Origin of the sequence: Acinetobacter sp. SFB (assembly GCF_001647545.1) — a bacterium.
GTDB lineage: Bacteria > Pseudomonadota > Gammaproteobacteria > Pseudomonadales > Moraxellaceae > Acinetobacter.
On sequence record NZ_LSZH01000002.1, the window covers coordinates 25,552 to 42,357 of the forward strand.

General features: G+C 40.2%; 14 protein-coding genes. 6 read left to right on the forward strand and 8 right to left on the reverse strand.

All coding sequences use genetic code 11. The annotated features are described in order from the left end of the window. Positions 1–42: 42 nt before the first annotated feature. Positions 43–666 carry a LysE family transporter gene (locus AY606_RS03150; protein WP_067864625.1) on the reverse strand — a complete coding sequence of 208 codons (624 nt, stop codon included), beginning with the start codon at positions 664–666 and terminating at the stop codon, positions 43–45. A 162-nt stretch (positions 667–828) separates the two neighbouring features. Here AY606_RS03150 and AY606_RS03155 point away from each other — a divergent pair, with 162 nt between their 5' ends. Then, positions 829–1,749 (forward strand): Dyp-type peroxidase, encoded by a 921-nt coding sequence (locus AY606_RS03155; RefSeq protein WP_067864628.1) that lies wholly within the window; start codon positions 829–831, stop codon positions 1,747–1,749. A 154-nt stretch (positions 1,750–1,903) separates the two neighbouring features. Here AY606_RS03155 and AY606_RS03160 read toward each other — a convergent pair whose 3' ends face one another. From AY606_RS03160 to AY606_RS03170, 3 genes are read right to left on the reverse strand one after another with little or no spacing between them, the layout of a single operon-like run. Continuing rightward, positions 1,904–2,302: a lysozyme inhibitor LprI family protein gene (locus AY606_RS03160; RefSeq protein ID WP_067864631.1), complete on the reverse strand. Its 399-nt coding sequence runs from the start codon at positions 2,300–2,302 to the stop codon at positions 1,904–1,906. Beyond that, complete coding sequence (locus tag AY606_RS16510; protein WP_249409210.1) at positions 2,286–3,854, reverse strand: pesticin C-terminus-like muramidase; 1,569 nt, start codon at positions 3,852–3,854, stop codon at positions 2,286–2,288. Before AY606_RS16510 ends, AY606_RS03160 begins: the two co-directional genes overlap by 17 nt. After that, positions 3,854–6,718, reverse strand: coding sequence for a type VI secretion system Vgr family protein (locus tag AY606_RS03170; protein WP_067864634.1), 2,865 nt, complete (start codon positions 6,716–6,718; stop codon positions 3,854–3,856). Before AY606_RS03170 ends, AY606_RS16510 begins: the two co-directional genes overlap by 1 nt. Before the next feature lie 218 nt (positions 6,719–6,936). On the opposite strand from AY606_RS03170, the gene AY606_RS03175 reads away from it, so the two are divergent. After that, positions 6,937–8,091: a methionine aminotransferase gene (locus AY606_RS03175; RefSeq protein WP_067864636.1), complete on the forward strand. Its 1,155-nt coding sequence runs from the start codon at positions 6,937–6,939 to the stop codon at positions 8,089–8,091. A 121-nt stretch (positions 8,092–8,212) separates the two neighbouring features. Next, a complete protein-coding gene (locus tag AY606_RS03180) occupies positions 8,213–9,580 on the forward strand; it encodes an MATE family efflux transporter (RefSeq protein ID WP_067864639.1) in 1,368 nt (455 codons plus the stop codon). 814 nt (positions 9,581–10,394) lie between these two features. On the opposite strand, the gene AY606_RS03185 is transcribed toward AY606_RS03180, so the two are convergent. After that, complete coding sequence (locus AY606_RS03185; protein WP_067864642.1) at positions 10,395–11,243, reverse strand: SDR family NAD(P)-dependent oxidoreductase; 849 nt, start codon at positions 11,241–11,243, stop codon at positions 10,395–10,397. A 231-nt stretch (positions 11,244–11,474) separates the two neighbouring features. Between AY606_RS03185 and AY606_RS03190 the strand changes: the two genes are divergently transcribed. From AY606_RS03190 to phoR, 3 genes are all read left to right on the forward strand, one after another. Next, complete coding sequence (locus AY606_RS03190; protein WP_067864645.1) at positions 11,475–12,185, forward strand: TetR/AcrR family transcriptional regulator; 711 nt, start codon at positions 11,475–11,477, stop codon at positions 12,183–12,185. Between the two features lie 218 nt (positions 12,186–12,403). Next, positions 12,404–13,114 carry a phosphate regulon transcriptional regulator PhoB gene (gene phoB / locus AY606_RS03195; protein ID WP_067864648.1) on the forward strand — a complete coding sequence of 237 codons (711 nt, stop codon included), beginning with the start codon at positions 12,404–12,406 and terminating at the stop codon, positions 13,112–13,114. A gap of 26 nt (positions 13,115–13,140) precedes the next feature. Next, positions 13,141–14,499 (forward strand): phosphate regulon sensor histidine kinase PhoR, encoded by a 1,359-nt coding sequence (gene phoR, locus AY606_RS03200; protein WP_067864651.1) that lies wholly within the window; start codon positions 13,141–13,143, stop codon positions 14,497–14,499. A 23-nt stretch (positions 14,500–14,522) separates the two neighbouring features. Here phoR and AY606_RS03205 read toward each other — a convergent pair whose 3' ends face one another. From AY606_RS03205 to AY606_RS03215, 3 genes are all read right to left on the reverse strand, one after another. Next, positions 14,523–15,170 carry a glutathione S-transferase gene (locus AY606_RS03205; protein ID WP_067864654.1) on the reverse strand — a complete coding sequence of 216 codons (648 nt, stop codon included), beginning with the start codon at positions 15,168–15,170 and terminating at the stop codon, positions 14,523–14,525. A 98-nt stretch (positions 15,171–15,268) separates the two neighbouring features. Continuing rightward, entirely contained in the window at positions 15,269–15,667 is a 399-nt protein-coding gene (locus tag AY606_RS03210) for an OsmC family protein (protein WP_067864658.1), read from the reverse strand. Positions 15,668–15,712: 45 nt separating this feature from the next. Next, entirely contained in the window at positions 15,713–16,660 is a 948-nt protein-coding gene (locus AY606_RS03215; RefSeq protein ID WP_067864661.1) for a pirin family protein, read from the reverse strand. Positions 16,661–16,806 lie beyond the last annotated feature (146 nt).

Genomic DNA, 16,806 nt, shown 5'->3' on the forward strand with positions numbered 1-16,806 from the left:
ACTCTGCCTAACCCTCTCCTTTTCAGGAGAGGGAAAAAGTCTTTACTGATGACTGATCAAACTCAGTAATCCGGCTGCACAGCTGAATAATATCGCAAAAGTACGGTTCATATACTTTTGCTGTTTTGGCGATTTCAGTAACCGTAAAACTTTAGCTGCCAGTCCGGTATAGCCCGCCATGACAATCAAATCAATTGTAATCATGGTTATCGCCATAATCAGATATTGGATCCATTGCGGTTTGGACAAATCCAAAAACTGCGGCAACACTGCAAGTAAAAATACAATGGCTTTGGGATTACTCAGATTAACCAAGAAACCATGCAAGACCAATTTAGCAATTGATTTATCCGGTTGTTCCTGTTGAATCTCAATCGACTGGGGCGCTGCGTTCCATTGCAAATATGCCAGATACAATAAATACAGCACGCCAAACCATTTCACCACTAGAAAAGCCCAAGGCGTAGTTGCAAACAGCACCCCTACCCCAGCAGCTACAATACCAATTTGCAGCAACAAGGCAACTTGCAGACCTAAAGCATTCCAATAGCCGCGTCGAAAACCATAGTTTAAACCGCTCGACATTGAGGCAATTGCACCTGCGCCAGGAGAAATACTAATTACCCAACACGCCAGCATATACGCCAGCCAAACTTGGTAAGACATAAAATATAAGCAGATAAAAATTTGTGACTATTATAAGACTTTTCACGCTTATGAAACGTTAAAAATCAATAATCAAAATAAAACTTTGGACTATTCACCTTGGCAGTGATAGGGCACAATAAAGCCAGCCACATATTTTGCAAAAATTGTTAGGAGCCCTGTATGACTGCCCAATCTGTAATTTTACCGTTACCTTCAGATCATGCGCGGTTTATTGTTTTGCGTTTAAAAGACTTAACAATTGATGAGTTAAAAGAAAAACTTGAAGATTTATTTACGACACGTGATCGTTTAATCACCCAGCATCCTAATGCACAAATTAAAACCGCTGTAGCGTTTGGTCCCGAACTTTGGGCAAAACTCTATAACCAGACACCTGCAGGTTTTAAACAGCTTGAGCCGATTCAAGGTTCATTTCAAATGCCTGTTTCTATTGCTGATATATTGATTCATGTGGCATCGCAACGCACAGACATCTGTTTTGCATTAAGCCAATCTTTCTTTGAAGGCATTCAGGATAAAGTTGAAGTACTGGATGAACGTGTATGTTTCCGTTATTTCGATGGGCGTGACATTACCGGTTTTATTGATGGAACTGAAAATCCACAATTCCCCGATGACCGTGCCGAAGTCGCTTTATTGGGTGAAGATGCGGGAATTTTTGCCGATGGTTCTTTTGTATTTGCACAGCGCTATACACATAATCTGGAAAAATGGAAACAGCTAAAAGTTGATGCGCAAGAAAATGTAATGGGGCGAAGCAAGTTAGAATCGATTGAAATGGACGATGAGGTTAAACCAAAGAATGCTCATATTGCGCGCGTAGTAATTGAGGATGAAAAAGGCGAAGAAATGGAAATTTTACGTCACTCTCTGCCATATGGTGAAGGTCGAGGTGACCAAGGTTTATTCTTTATTGCTTATACCAAGAACTTAGAAATTGTCGACCATATGTTGCAACACATGTTTGGTACAGCTGGTGATGGTATTCATGACCGCCTGCTTCACTTTGTAACTCCAGTAGATGGTGCTTATTACTTTGCCCCAAGTGAGGAGTTGTTAGAGGAAGTGTTGGAAGGGTGAAGTAAAATGTAGCTATTATTTGCATTAGCCTGAATCCCAGGAAAAAATTTAATGTTAAAGAAAGATAACTAGAAGCCATTTAGAAAGTTAATTTACACCTTAAAGCTTCTAGTACACTTTTTTTAATTTAATTTAATTTTATCAATTATTCAGATTATTTATAATTTTCTAAAAATTTTATTCGTTTATGATTTTCTTGTGCATAACAATCAATTAAATAAATGGGTGCTTCTCTCCCCCCTTCTGCCTCTTTATATTCAGCTGTACATTTATTTTTTCGGTTTTTCAACCATACTCTTTGACTTATTAATAATTCTTTTTTCTTAACTTTATTCATTAATTTAATTTTGTCTTTATATTTTATATTTAAAAACTCATCTGACTCTAAATAATCCCTTGAGACACAATACATTAAGTCCTCTTGCATAGAGCTTCCTTCTTTACATTTCACTTTCAGAGCATCTTTGTATAAAAAATCTTCAGGAATAACTGCATGAGTATTTAAAGAAACCAATAAAACTAAGCAAAATAAAAATTTATTTATAACAATCACATTTTAATCCTTTTTCAAAAATTTTTGCTTCATCTTCTCGTCTCGCTTGTAAACCTCTATTTTGTTTTGTTGTCCACAAACGTTTCATATTTCTTAAAGATATAGAAACATTACTTCCACTTTTTTTCAAATCATCCTGAATTTCTCTCATTTCTTTTCGTCTATTTCCTTTAAGACCTATATATCGATTATATACAAGCGATAAAATCGCACCTTGACAATGAGGATGATATTTTAAAATATCAGGGTAAATTTTTAATGTATCTTTTGCATATCTTTTCTTTACTATCATTACCATATCATAAGCTTTATTTTTACTTATCGTAATATCAGATAGGCTACTAACTAAGGCTTGTGCAGATACGCCTTTTTTCCCTTGAGCTTTTAATAAGCGTTGGATTTGATCTGGATTATAATATAAAGCTAAATCTTTTTTAATTTGTTCTATACTCTGTTGTCCTAAATCATAACCATATCCTAATGTTACCCCACTTCTACCATCTCCCCCTTTACTCGGCACATAAGGTTTAAATTCATATTTTTCCCATTTTAGAATTGATTCAAGAGATTCTTTGGAAATAATCATTGTTCCTAAAGATGTTTCAAAAGAATATGTTTGAATAATGCATTCAGAAGAGCACTTTTTATGATTAATGCTTTTATTTATAACTGGTTCATCTTGTTGAGTAATTCCATTCGTTACATCCACGTCTAAATGCAACTTAACTGAACTTTCATTTATTATTTTTGGTAAATAGTTTATAGATTTTAATGGTGTACCATCAGGTTTATATACTGTTATCCTTAGCCACTTTCCAATATGACCACGAACTACAATTTTTCCATTTGAAGTAGTGATTATATTCTTTTCTCTACTCTCTAAAGCCAATATTTCAACGTTCGTTTTTTCTACAATATAGTTATTATCATTTCTATCTAGCAGAGTTATTGTAAATAAACTTTTAAAATTATCATATGGTTCATCTAATTTAATAAGAATTGGCTGTTGTGACCCATTGCCGGAATTTACAGATTTTTTTAAAAGAAATCTATCACTCGATGTAAGCACTAAAATTTCTATTTCTCTATTTGGAGAGGATTCTATTTCTACAATCCCATCTTTATTAGTAGAACGTTCAAAAGCTTTTTTACCTTTGGGTCTAGATTGAACAGGAAAATTAACCATAACTTTTCCTTTACTATCTATAACTTTAAAGAGAGTAATCACTATTCCATTTGCAGGCTGTTTTACCTTTCCCGTTTTATATTCCTCAATAGTTTTTGGCAATTGAACTTTTATCGGATTAAGTTCAGATGAAACTATCGATGAGCTGATCGTTTTAAAAACTTTATAATCGCTAGTATTCGGTGGTTTAGCTAAAATCTCGATTGTCCTATTTGGAGATGCGTGAAAGATGAAAAATCCTTTTTTATCTGTATTTTGCTGATTTTCTTTGGTTGATCCATGATAACGAGACTTTACATTTAAATTGATAATTCGACGTCCCGATTTATCATAGAATTTAGAGGTAATAGTGACTAAATTACTCATTAATCAAAGTCCTCTTCCGTATAAACTTCATCATCCTCAAAAATCTCTTCTTCAATTTCTTCCATCAGTTCATCAATATTGTCATTTGGTATTTCCTGACTTAAATAAGTATTTAAAGAGTTAAATCCCACTGCGGTAAATTCTGATTGTTGTGCAGTATAGAATCTTAAGGAACTAATATTTTTTTCGCTATCTAATTCATTTTTAGTATTTTTAATTAATTTTCCATCTGATTTACCCACAATGAAAATTTCCTTTTCACCTGCAGATGATCTGCTCCAACTATAATCAATTTGATTGCTATACGGAGTTTCAAGCATTGGTAAACTTACCTGAGGTGTTAATACTTTCCCCCCTCCCACAAAACTATGCTGCCCCGCCTTGCTCTCAAACTTGCCACCCGTGGTGGTAAAAATACCTTCACTATTAATTTTTATTTGTGAACCACCAGCGGTCAGTACAATCTCTTTCGGACTGGTGATCTCAATCTTATCTTCAGTCGAAATCAGCTTAATGACTTTGCGAGCAATGACTTCAATTGCATCATCCTGTGCTTGTAATTCAACTTTTCCTTTTCCTGCATAAAACTTTGCTCCTTCTTGTGCGGCAAAAAGACTAATTTTTTTATGTGCATGCCCAATCAAAGACTTTTGTGTACTGAAGTTAATACTTTCGCCTGCATTATGGTTAATCTGTTGATCTGCTGAAATATGAATATCTGCATTTGTCGCCAGGGCAATCGAATGAGGGGCAGCGAGTAGCATTAAAGCCTGTTTAAAATTATCCGCCCTTTCTTTTTCCCCACTTTCAATTTGCTCAAGAAAAACCTTTAAATTTTCTAAAACATCTAACGGATCTGTCAGCTGATTCTTTGCGATTTGACTCAATGCTTCAGAATTATTTAGACTCGATTGCAGTTGAGTTCTTGCTTCATTTGTACTGAGATGATGAGCACTGGCTTGATCTTGAGGATGTGTCGAAATCAGTAGCCCCTTACCCGCACGAACAGCTCCATATTGGTCGGTTCTTAGCTCAAATCCTTCACCACGACCGCTACTGGTTTCGGCAGCTTTAGGATGGCTCAAGTTACCCAAATTCAACTGACTGGCACCATGACTGCTCTGCAATTGGCTACTGATCTGTCCTGTTGTGTCATCAAAACGGAGTTGGTTAAAGCCCGCACCACCGACCTCTTGAGAGCGAATACCACTCAGTTTTTTGGTATCAGGCAACTGACCTTTAATATCGAACATGGTCTGATGACGTTCAGCCTCATGAATACGCCCGACGACAAATGGTCGATCAACATCACCTTCAAAAAAGTCGATCACCACAATTTCACCAATTCGAGGATGAAATCGCGCGCCATACCCTTCACCGGCCCAAGGGGTTAACACATCCACCCAAGCGGAATCGGTATCGTTGTCATTACTCCCTGCACCGCCATCGTGATCATGGTCGTCCACACGCGTAAACATGAAACGGACTTTGATACGTCCCCATGCATCCACAAAAATAGTTTCACCTTCAGGACCCACCACTTTGGCACGTTGCGGATAGGCTACCGGTCTATGCACTAAAGGATTATATTCAGGTATCACGGGAATATTGCGACGAACCACATACAGCTCATTGGCTTGTCGTTCATCGCCCTGATGCTGCCAGCGACTCAAGCTTAATAATGCATCTAGCTGACGAAGAATGTCTTTGGGTAAATTATTTTGGTTATAAAAAGCTTTGCCCAGAATTAGAAATTCTTTGTCCGAACCTGAATGCAGGTCAATTTCTGGATGATCAGTTAATTCAAACCAATATCCCACCTGTGCATCACGCACACTGCTATTGGCCGTGAAGTATTTGGCCTGCAAGTCTTGATATTGAGACAACTGCTGATTGAGTTTTTCTAACTGCTGACTGCCCGAAGTCGTGGTCTGATCCTGACCGGTTAAATCTGCTGTCCATGCCGGGCTGATGCTCCAGACTTGCTCCAAGCTTAAGGTTTCATTGTCTTGTACATCACTATGCCGATGATTAGTCAGCAAACTATTGGCTTGATCTTGAGACTGACTGCTAGGTTGCCAGCGTTGTAGCTGAATAGCGGTAGACTGCAAAGAGCGTTCGGCAACAAAACTGGTAATGCTGTCTAAGCGCTCTGTGGCATGACTGCGATGGAATCGGATCGATCTTCTGCTTAAAGCACTATATTGATTGTTATCATCAATTAAACGTAGTTTCTGCGGCTGAATTGCGGAGCAGGAAACTGCAACGCGGTGTTCAGTCTCATCAATCAGCCAGTTAATGCCTTCACTGCGCCACAGTCGGGTCAGAAATTCATAATCCGTTTCATTGGATTGCATCACAAAAGGACGGATATCGTATTCTCGGATTAAGCCTTGAGTATTTAGACTTAAGCTGGCTGCAAATAAGCTACTTTTAGCTTGCCACTCCTTGAACAGTATTTCACTGATATCGCGCACACTTTTGTTCATAAACACACGACTATTCCGGCGCTTGTGCCAGAGTGCTGTCGCATCTTCAATGGTCAGCTTATACAGGGTAAGTGCCCCATCACTTTGACCTTGGCTGGCGCCCGTCACCATACCCGTAATTCGAGCGAGTTCACCGAGGTCCGTCACCTGATCGACCGCTACTCGTCCACCAATAAATTGCTTGAGGGGAATATAGGCATTGGTCGACAGGCAAATCAGTTCAGCCTTGAAGCCATGATTAACCCGATGTTGTCCTTCAATTCTTTGAATAAAGACCTGCGGATTGAGCAGTTCGTTGGAAAAAGATATATGCAGGGCGCGTTTTTGCAAACTTAAGCCCATAGCTTCAATTACAGTCTGAATAGTGTTTAACATAATAATTTATTGTTTTAAGAATATTATTTTAATAAGTGGCTGCATTCTAGGAAATGTTGTTTTTTTAGTCTAGTGAGTTTTTTGTTATTTTGATAAAACTGCATTCTTAAATGGATAAGATGAGCTTAAAAATGTAGCGATTAAATCTGGAGTTTTATTTTTCCAATCCATGCTTGCTGCTACACTGAAAAGAATAACAATATTCAAGAGTTCGGGTCATGCTTGACTTCCATTCCAAATTACCTGCACAAGGACTGACTATTTTCAGCGTGATGACTGCAATGGCACATCGTCTGAATGCGTTAAATCTCTCTCAAGGTTTTCCCGATTTTGCAGCTCCGCCGGCATTATTAAAAGCTTTAAGCCAAGCGACTTTAGAGGGTTTTAATCAATATGCACCCAGTGATGGACTGATTTCGCTACGTGGACAATTGGCACATCAATTTTTAAAACGCGATCAACTGGTGATTGATCCCATCACTGAAATCACCATTACTCCAGGGGCAACCATCGGGATTTTTTGCACCATTCAGGCCCTCATCCATGCCGGTGATGAAGTTATTATTTTTGATCCCTGTTACGACAGTTATGGCCCCAGCGTGAAACTGGTGGGCGGCAAAGCCATTCATATTCCGCTGCTTGCGCCTGAGTTTTCCGTAAACTGGAATCAGGTTAAGGATGCCATTAACCACAAAACCCGAATGATCATTGTGAATACTCCTCACAACCCCACCGGTGCAATTTGGTCACATCAGGACTGGTTGAATTTAATTGAACTGATTCGGGACAAGAATATTGTGGTGCTGTCCGATGAAGTCTATGAACATCTGGTTTATGACGGTCAAAAGCATTATTCAGCGCTTTCTTTTCCTGAATTGCGTGACCGCAGTATTGTTGTGGGGTCCTTTGGTAAAACCTTTCATGTCACGGGCTGGAAAACTGGTTACTGCATTGCCTCACCCGAATTGATGAAACTATTTAGACAAGTGTATCAATTTGTCAGTTTCTGCGGTGTCACTCCCATACAAATGGCACTGGCGACTTTTATGCAGCAACATCCTGAACATATCGATCAGCTGGCCGATTTTTATCAAGACAAACGCGATCTTTTTAATGCTGGTATTCGCAACTCTCGCTTTTACTTTACCCCATCGCAAGGAACTTATTTCCAGAACCTAAATTACAGTGCCATTCGCCCCGATTTAAACGATGTCGAGATGTGTAAATTTCTTGCAGAGCATCATGGTATTGTTGCCATTCCAGTGTCGGTTTTTTATCAGCAAGCGCCCGAAAATTTACGTTTAATCCGTTTTTGTTTTGCCAAAAAAGATGAAACCTTGGAACAAGCCTCTGCCATTTTATCTGCTGTTTAGGTTCATGATTACTTCATAAGTTTAAGCCTTAGTTACTTAACAACTAAGGCTTTTTTAAGCTAATTCAGGTAGGGTGAGCTTAAATCTGAAAAATGATAAAAATACTTTTACAGGACGCTCAATGGCTCACCATAAATCACTGCTCACTCAACAGAAATTATGGAAAACTTTTTTAGTTTTCCTGCTGCCGTTGATTGCGACCAATATTTTGCAAAACCTGTCAGGAACGATTAATACCGTTTTTGTAGGGCAAATGATGGGAGTGAATGCCATTGCCGCCGTGGCTGTGTTCTTCCCGATTTTGTTCTGTTTGATGGCTTTTGTGATTGGCCTTTCAGCGGGTGCAACAGTATTGGTTGGACAAGCTTGGGGGGCTAAAAATGTTGAAAAAGTGCGCTGTGTGGTTGGTTCGACCCTGTTTATGACTTTAATTGGCGGCAGTATTATTGCCCTGCTTGGGGTGCTTTTTGCTGAACATATTTTGCTTGCCTTAGGCACAGATCCGGACGTCATGCATCTGTCCCTGCCTTATGTACAGTGGATGCTTGCCGGCAGTCCGTTGCTGTTTATTTATATTATTTATACTTCTATTTTGCGCGGTGTCGGTGATAGTACCACCCCGCTGATTGCATCTGGCATGACCATTCTGATTGGTGTCATGATCACCCCAGTGCTGATTGCAGGATATTTTGGTTTTCCGAAAATGGGCATTGTTGCACCTGCCATTGCCACCATTGTCGGATACCTTGCGGTACTGATCTTTTTGGCTGTGTACTTAAATAAAAAGGATCATCCACTTAAACCTGACCGTCATCTGCTCGGCCATATTCGTCATCAACCTGAACTCAGTAAAATTATTCTGCGTTTAGGCGTTCCAACCGGGATTCAAATGGTCACGACATCCGTTGCCGGTTTAGTGATTGTCGGCTTGGTGAATCATTATGGTTCTCATGCAACCGCAGCTTATGGTGCAGTCAATCAGGTGCTGAATTACATTCAGTTCCCTGCCCTGTCTATATCTATTGCTGCTTCCATTTTTGCCGCTCAAGCCATTGGTGCGGGTAAATCGGAACTCCTGAACAAAGTGACGCGTACCGCACTCGGTATGAATATCATCATTACAGGTGGCCTAGTAGCATTGGCCTATCTGTTCTCAAAATATCTGATGGCACTCTTTATCACTGACCCGACAGTGGTGGTACTTGGCCAGCAACTTTTATTTATTGTGTTGTGGTCGATTATTTTCTTTGGGGCGAGTGCCATTTTTGCTTCAATTATGCGTGCCAGTGGCACCGTAACTGTTCCTATGATTATTAATATTGTTGCGATTATTGGGATTGAAGTGCCGTGCGCCTATTTGTTCAGCCAATGGTGGGGCTTGCAAGGCATTTGGTATGCCTATGCTTTGGCTTTTGTCTGTTTATGTATTCTACAAGGTCTGTATTATCAGTTTGTGTGGAAGAAAAAAACGGTTGAAGCCCTGATTTGAAATTTATGTAATTAAATTATTTCTCTTTACAAAGCCTGGATCAAAAGGTTAATTGATATGTTCTTTTTCCTTATCCCCTATCGTGGATAAGGATTTAATTTTAGCGTATTTTCCACACTTCTGATTCTTGGATATCACCCTATATAAATTAATAATTACAACAGGATATAAACAGGTCTAAGCAACACATTAAACTTATTGCCTTTTATTCGCAACATGCAAATGGCTAGCCTCATCCTAAATCTTGTCCTCAAAATTCCTTGAATCTTGATTACCTTATTGAACTCGCAAAAATCGCTAAGAAAGGCTGATTTAATGCTTAATTCTGGCAGATGAACTACACATTAGGTCCCACCAATCAGGTACTCAAACCACGGCGCACAATAGTTCGCGCCATAATCAGCAAATGGCTTTATATCACCACGCACAATCAAGCCATTTTTGACGGGTAAATAGCCTTAATAGGTTGCTGCTGTTACAGCCTAAAAGTCGGGCTTAAGTTTTCAGGTAACTATTCATCTAAACGCCAAGGCAGCAGTCGCTGAGCTAAAATTTTATTTCGCTGCCACCCTGCCAGCTACATAAATTATTTTTCTATTTAATTTATTATTTTAATTTAATTTAGACTCTTGGCTTTACCGTGCTCTGCCTGTTGATATTTCCACACTTTCTTATTTAAATTCAGCTTGTTTCTGTATGTTTATTTCTTAATTTTAGATCCCCGCTCTTTTTAGACTTAAATCCTGTTTTAGTCAGTTTTGCAGTATTTTAGGTATAAAAAAACCCGCTATTTGCGGGTTTTAATATCTATGTTTTAAGCTGATTTCTTGTTCTTATTGCCTAATTTTGTAGCCAATGCAATAACACGCTGATAACCGCTCGGCAAAATACGCTGCATCAAATCAACCGCTTTAGCATCATTACCAATCAATAAACGGCGCTTGTCTTTTTGCACCGCTTCAATAATTTGACGAGCTGCTTCTTCAGGTGGACAGCGCAATAATTTATTAAAAGCTTTGGCTGATCGTTCCGGATGCATGCCTAAGCTTCGAATGCTGTCATTCATTTTTGCCGCATTGGCAATATTGGTCCGAATCCCGCCTGGGTGAACACATAGCGCACTCACGCCACAGTTTTCCATATCCAGTTCCTGACGCAAGGATTCAGTAAAACCACGTACCGCAAACTTGGTGGCATTATAGGCAGACTGGGTCGGTTGAGCCGTTAAACCAAACAGACTGGAAATATTAATGACATGTCCTTCACCGGATTTCTTGATTAAAGGCAAAAACTCTTTGGTGCCGTAAACTACGCCCCAGAAGTTAATATTGACGATCCATTCCAGTTCTTCGTAACTTGCCCCTTCAACGGTTGAACCCAATGCGACCCCGGCATTGTTAAAAATCATGTTGACTGAACCGTGATTTTGCACGGTATCTGCAGCCCATTCTTTCATGCCATCACGGTCAGCCACATCCAGCTTCTTGGTGGTTACCCGTACATGACTGTCTTTAACCAGTTCGACTGTTTGCGCCAAACCTTGCTCATTCACATCACTTAAGGACAAATGACAACCTTGCTTTGCCAACAGAACCGCCAATTGCTGGCCAATCCCTGAACCTGCACCAGTAATTGCCGCAACTTTATTTTTAAAATTTTTCATGACACATCCTTATCCAGTTTTTTCTGCACCATTCACCTAAACATCTCGATTGTTTTTCTGTTGATGAGGTACAGTTCATTGATCCAATATAATTTTGACAATACATATTGTCAATATAATATATGATCAATAGTAAGATCAAAGTGCATCTGGTCATTTGCAGCATAGGTCTACGAGTAAATTATTGTTAATATAAGGCGAAACCTAGATTTAATTCGGCACACTACATTTATGACTGAAGCATACGAAAATCTTGAAGAAAAACAAAATAAGCCGTCGCAAAGCAAAGAACGTCAATTTAAAGGTTTGTCTTTAACTGAGCGTAAACAGCTACGTCGTGAAAAGCTGATTGAAGCCGGCATTGAAGCCTATGGTACCCATGGTTTTTTTGCAGTGACGGTAAAAGATATTTGTAATGAAGCCAAACTGACCGAACGCTATTTCTATGAATCTTTTAAGAAAAGTGATGAACTTTTTCAAACCATTTTTTTAAAATTGATCGACCAATTGCAGCACAATGTCATGCAAGCCATCATGCAGGCATCCACCGATCCGCGAAAAATGATTGAATCCGGCTTAACCGCGTTGCTGACCACTTTAAAAGATAATCCACGTATGGCACGGATTATTTATATCGATGCCATGCTGGTGCAAGAACTGCATAATCAAGCCACCATTCATGAAACCATGTTGCGTTTTGACCGTATGATTCATGCCTTTGTCATGTTAATGATGCCGCATATTGACCGTTCTGAACGTGAAATTTCTCTGGTTGCAACCGGGCTAAATGGTTATGTCACTCAAATTGCCATTCGCTGGGTAGTCAGTGGTTTTAAACAGTCGATGCAAGAGGTTTTATCGGCTTGCAGTATTGTTTTCCTATCACTGCTGGATACTTTTTCAGAAAAAGACAAAATAGTGAAAAAAGAAAGTTTATCTTAGGCTTGAGTTTGAAATATATACAAAGCGTTGAATTCATTATATTTATATGACTGATTTATTTTAATTTATTCATTTAGGAATATAAAAATTGTCACATTTCTTTGCGAAAATTGGCAGATAGCCCCTTTCTGCAATGATACTGTCATAATTAATCTTTGTAATAAGCCTGTCATAAATACAAAACGGTTCACCGTTAACATCAAATAGGATATTGCGTTGTGAAAGATGACTATATATTAATCGTCGATGACGAACTTCCCATTCGAGAGATGATTCACACCTCTTTAGACATGGCAGGCTTTCAATGCTTACAGGCAGAAGACGCCAAACAAGCCCACCAAATGATCGTGGATCAACGTCCTGCGCTTATTTTATTAGATTGGATGTTACCGGGGGGGATTAGCGGGGTTGACCTGTGCCGTCGCTTAAAACGCGACGAAAGCTTAAATGAAATTCCGGTGATTATGCTGACTGCACGCGGTGAAGAAGACCATAAAGTACAAGGTCTCGATGCCGGTGCAGATGACTATATGACCAAACCGTTCTCGACCCGGGAACTGGTGTCACGTATTAAAGCGGTATTGCGTCGCGCCAATGCCTTGAGTGGTGAAAAAACCATTGATGCCAACGGTCTGATACTTGATCCGGTCAGCCAGCGCGTCAGTTTCGGTGATAATATTTTAGAGATGGGCCCTACAGAATATCGTTTGCTGGCATTCTTCATGACCCATCCCGAACGTGCCTATACCCGTGCTCAATTGCTGGATCAGGTGTGGGGTGGTAACGTATATATTGAAGACCGGACCATTGACGTGCATATTCGCCGCTTGCGTAAAGTGCTGGAACCTTTTGGGGTAGACCGCTATATACAAACCGTTCGTGGCACAGGTTACCGTTTTTCTACCCGCGCAGATGTCGCTTTAGGTTAGTCGTTTTTTTAGGTAAATCGCGTTTTATGTATGAGCCCTATCCCATCCCGGAACTAGCACGAGAACATAAACGGTTCCGCTACAGCAGTTTATGGAATTTTGCCAAGCAAGATTTACGTTTACTTGCCTTTTTACTGCTGATTGCAGGTTTAATGGGTATCGGGATTGGGTATTTCTGGATTTTTATTTTCATCGCTTTTGCGATATTTTTCGCTTTTCAATTACGTTCATTATATTTGGTCAATGAATGGATTTCCAATCGCCCTTACGATGTCCCACCAAATTTAGATGGAATTTGGGGTGCATTACTGTTTAATGTTTATCGCGCACAGCGCCAAGAACGTATTGTACAAGCAGAAATGGTCGGCTTAATTGATCGTGCTCAATCTTCACTGGTTGCACTGGCCGAAGCGGTAGTTTTGATTGATGAATTACACCAGATTGAATGGTGGAATCCCGCAGCGGAAAAATTATTGGGAATACAGCCTCTAGATCGGGGGCGTAATATCTTAACCCTGCTGCGTCAGCCAAATTTCATTGAATATTTCAACCATATTGACGAGGCGCCTGATGGCTTAAAAATGAAATCTTCTGCCTTTGAAGATCATTATGTACAAGTCAAAATGACCCGTTTTGGTGGCGAAAGTCGTTTATTGGTGGCTTATGATGTCACCCGTATGCATAATCTGGAACAAATGCGTAAAGACTTTGTCGACAATATTTCCCATGAACTGCGTACTCCCCTGACCGTACTCAGTGGTTATATTGAAACCTTTACCGATCAGGAAGATTTAAATCCGCGCTGGAAACGTGCTTTTGACCAGATGCAGGCACAAACCAGACGTATGAATGCCTTGGTCAATGACTTATTGTTGCTCTCTCGTTTAGAAAGCAACAAGCAGATTGCAAAGAATCAGATTATTGAAATGCCAAGTCTGATGAACCAGCTGTTTGATGATGCTCAAGCCTATAACGTTGATTATCACCATACCTTGAATTTAGATATCGACAGTCATTGCGACCTGATTGGTTCAGATACCGAACTGGCCAGCGCCTTCAGCAACCTGATTACCAATGCCATTAAATACACGCCTAAAGGCGGAACCATTACCATGGGTTGGCATGATGATGGCGAGCACGGCATCTTTACGGTTGAAGATACCGGCATCGGGATCGACCCCAAACATTTGCCGCGTTTAACCGAGCGTTTCTATCGTGTCGATAGTGCGCGTAGCCGTCAAACCGGCGGAACCGGTTTAGGATTGGCCATTGTCAAACACGTACTCATGCAACACGGCGCACATTTAGAAATTGAATCGAAAGAAAATAAAGGCTCAACCTTTAAAGTGATCTTCCCGAAAGAACGTCTCTACTACATGAGTTAGATGTACAGTACATCTAACTCAATCTAAACCAGGTTCTGTTCTTTAAACTTTGCGCGCTGATAAGCCGGACGCTCCGCCAAACGTTTTACATAGGCCGCAATATAAGGATATGACCCTGATGTTCTTGTCTGAATGGCCTCAAGTGGAAAGCCCATCTGAATATCGGCAAAAGAAAATTCACCTGCTACATATTCATGCTTCGCTAAATAATCTTCCAGATAGCTAATATGATCTTTTAAACGCGGTTGAATAAACCCGGCCTTCACTCCTGCTGTAATTTTTTTTGCCACCGGCCTTACCAGCCAGGGTACCTGTTTGGGTACATTATTCATCACCAATTGCATCACCAGTAAAGGCATGAGTGAACCTTCTGCATAATGCATCCAATAGCGATATTGCTGCTGATCTTTATTATTCTGCTGTTTAAATTGCTGTTTTTGATCATAGGTTTCTTGCAGATATTGCAAAATCACCGCAGATTCGGCAATGGTTTGATCCGCATCGGTCAACACCGGCGCTTTGGCTAAAGGATGCACCAGTTTTAATTCAGGCGGTGCAGCAAAAGTCGGTAAGCGTTTATAAAACTTGACCTGATAATTCAGGGCCAGTTCTTCTAAGGCCCATAAAATTCGAAAAGAACGTGATTGATCTAAATGGTGCAATGTAATCATTATTTTGACCTCTATTTTTTCTGCTCTGACTATACGCACAGCGCTAAAAAAATGACATCCTGCTTTACACAAAATGTCATTTCGATCTGTTGATCAAATTAAATCAGTACAGTATGAATCTCTAAACTACGTAACAAGGTTTTGGTCACCGGCGTTTTACTGCTGATGTCTAAAACCTTTTGTTTAAGCTCATCCGATAGAGAATGCGCAAAAGACAAACGCCGTTCAATCCATTCTTTACCTTCTTTATTGGCATTAAAATCGGCTTCAACAGAAAATTCGCCCAATTCTATGCCTTTATGACTGGCATACATGCGTAGCGTGATCATGGTACAGGCGATCAGACCCGAACAAATCAAATCGTAAGGTGCAGGCCCTTGATCTTGCCCACCAAAAGATTCGGGTTTATCAGTCATAAACTGGTGTATGCCACTTTTGATCTCGCCTGACCAGGGTTCAGCCAGGCTATGTACTTCTGCATTTGCAATAATGGCCATGAGAGTGATGGTTCCTAAATATTAGCTTTATTTTAAATTTTATCTTTATTTAGAGGCACGCATTTTGTCAGGAAATGCCGGGGCTTCCAAACGTGGTCCTGGATAATCAGCGATCTTGCCAAAACGTGCATGTTGTTCAATCCAGTGGTCACGCGCCTGGCAAAGTTCTTGCTGAGTACGACCGACAAAGTTCCACCAGAGTAATATTGGCGACTCAAAAGGTTCACCACCCAACAGCAGAATACGACTGCCCTTATGCAGCTGGATTTCAATTTGGGCCACGCCCGGCTCCAGAACGACCATATTGTCTTCAGTCAGTTCATGACCATTTACCACAGCAGCGCCATCCAACGCCATGAAACCGTATTCAAATTTTGGATTAAGTTTAATTTGGGTGGTGGTCGATTCTGTTGCCGTTAAATCCACCCCAACTAATTCTGTATGCACGGCTACCGGTGATTTGGTGTTTAAAAACTCACCGACCAATACGGTAAATTCGACCTGATCTTTTTCTACCACTGGAAGTTCTGGATAATGCTCAAAACAGGGTGCCATATTCATTTGATCATCTGGCAACGCAATCCAGAGCTGTGCAGCATGCATATGAGTTTCAGTTTCTGGTGCAACTTCAGTATGTGAAATACCATAACCCGCCGTCATCAAATTGACCTGCTTTGGGCGAATCAACTGTTTCGTGCCCAGACTGTCGGTATGCATCATGGTGCCTTCAATCATCCAGGTGAAGGTCTGCAAGCCGATATGTGGATGCGGTCCAACATCCAGTCCATCGCCTTGCGGAAACGTCACGGGACCGGCATGATCCAAAAAACACCATGCTCCAATTAAGCGTTTATGGCGGCTGGGTAAAGCACGTTTAATCACGGTGCCCTGTCCAATTTCCGCGCTCCGCAAAGGAAATTCCTGAATAAACTGATTTACGTATTTTTCACAATCGTCTGAATCAGAAAGCTCTGTATAGTTGCTATTGGTCATATTTTTATCCTGAATTGTAAGGACTAGACTGTTTTTAATGTCTGACTTATTCATATGATCATATAGGCTCTTACTGATTCAGCCTATAGCCAAATTAATATGCTGAATATCATGTATAGGACAATATTAGTTTTAAAATTTTCCTT

What these genes read in the sequence shown, in the direction of transcription:
- AY606_RS03150 (WP_067864625.1), bottom strand. Translation starts at nt 666, where the DNA reads ATGTCTTACCAAGTTTGGCTGGCGTATATGCTGGCGTGTTGGGTAATT.
- AY606_RS03210 (WP_067864658.1), bottom strand. Translation starts at nt 15,667, where the DNA reads ATGGCCATTATTGCAAATGCAGAAGTACATAGCCTGGCTGAACCCTGG.
- AY606_RS03180 (WP_067864639.1), top strand. Translation starts at nt 8,213, where the DNA reads ATGGCTCACCATAAATCACTGCTCACTCAACAGAAATTATGGAAAACT.
- AY606_RS03175 (WP_067864636.1), top strand. Translation starts at nt 6,937, where the DNA reads ATGCTTGACTTCCATTCCAAATTACCTGCACAAGGACTGACTATTTTC.
- AY606_RS16510 (WP_249409210.1), bottom strand. Translation starts at nt 3,854, where the DNA reads ATGAGTAATTTAGTCACTATTACCTCTAAATTCTATGATAAATCGGGA.
- AY606_RS03170 (WP_067864634.1), bottom strand. Translation starts at nt 6,718, where the DNA reads ATGTTAAACACTATTCAGACTGTAATTGAAGCTATGGGCTTAAGTTTG.
- phoR (WP_067864651.1), top strand. Translation starts at nt 13,141, where the DNA reads ATGTATGAGCCCTATCCCATCCCGGAACTAGCACGAGAACATAAACGG.
- AY606_RS03215 (WP_067864661.1), bottom strand. Translation starts at nt 16,660, where the DNA reads ATGACCAATAGCAACTATACAGAGCTTTCTGATTCAGACGATTGTGAA.
- AY606_RS03205 (WP_067864654.1), bottom strand. Translation starts at nt 15,170, where the DNA reads ATGATTACATTGCACCATTTAGATCAATCACGTTCTTTTCGAATTTTA.
- AY606_RS03185 (WP_067864642.1), bottom strand. Translation starts at nt 11,243, where the DNA reads ATGAAAAATTTTAAAAATAAAGTTGCGGCAATTACTGGTGCAGGTTCA.
- AY606_RS03155 (WP_067864628.1), top strand. Translation starts at nt 829, where the DNA reads ATGACTGCCCAATCTGTAATTTTACCGTTACCTTCAGATCATGCGCGG.
- AY606_RS03190 (WP_067864645.1), top strand. Translation starts at nt 11,475, where the DNA reads ATGACTGAAGCATACGAAAATCTTGAAGAAAAACAAAATAAGCCGTCG.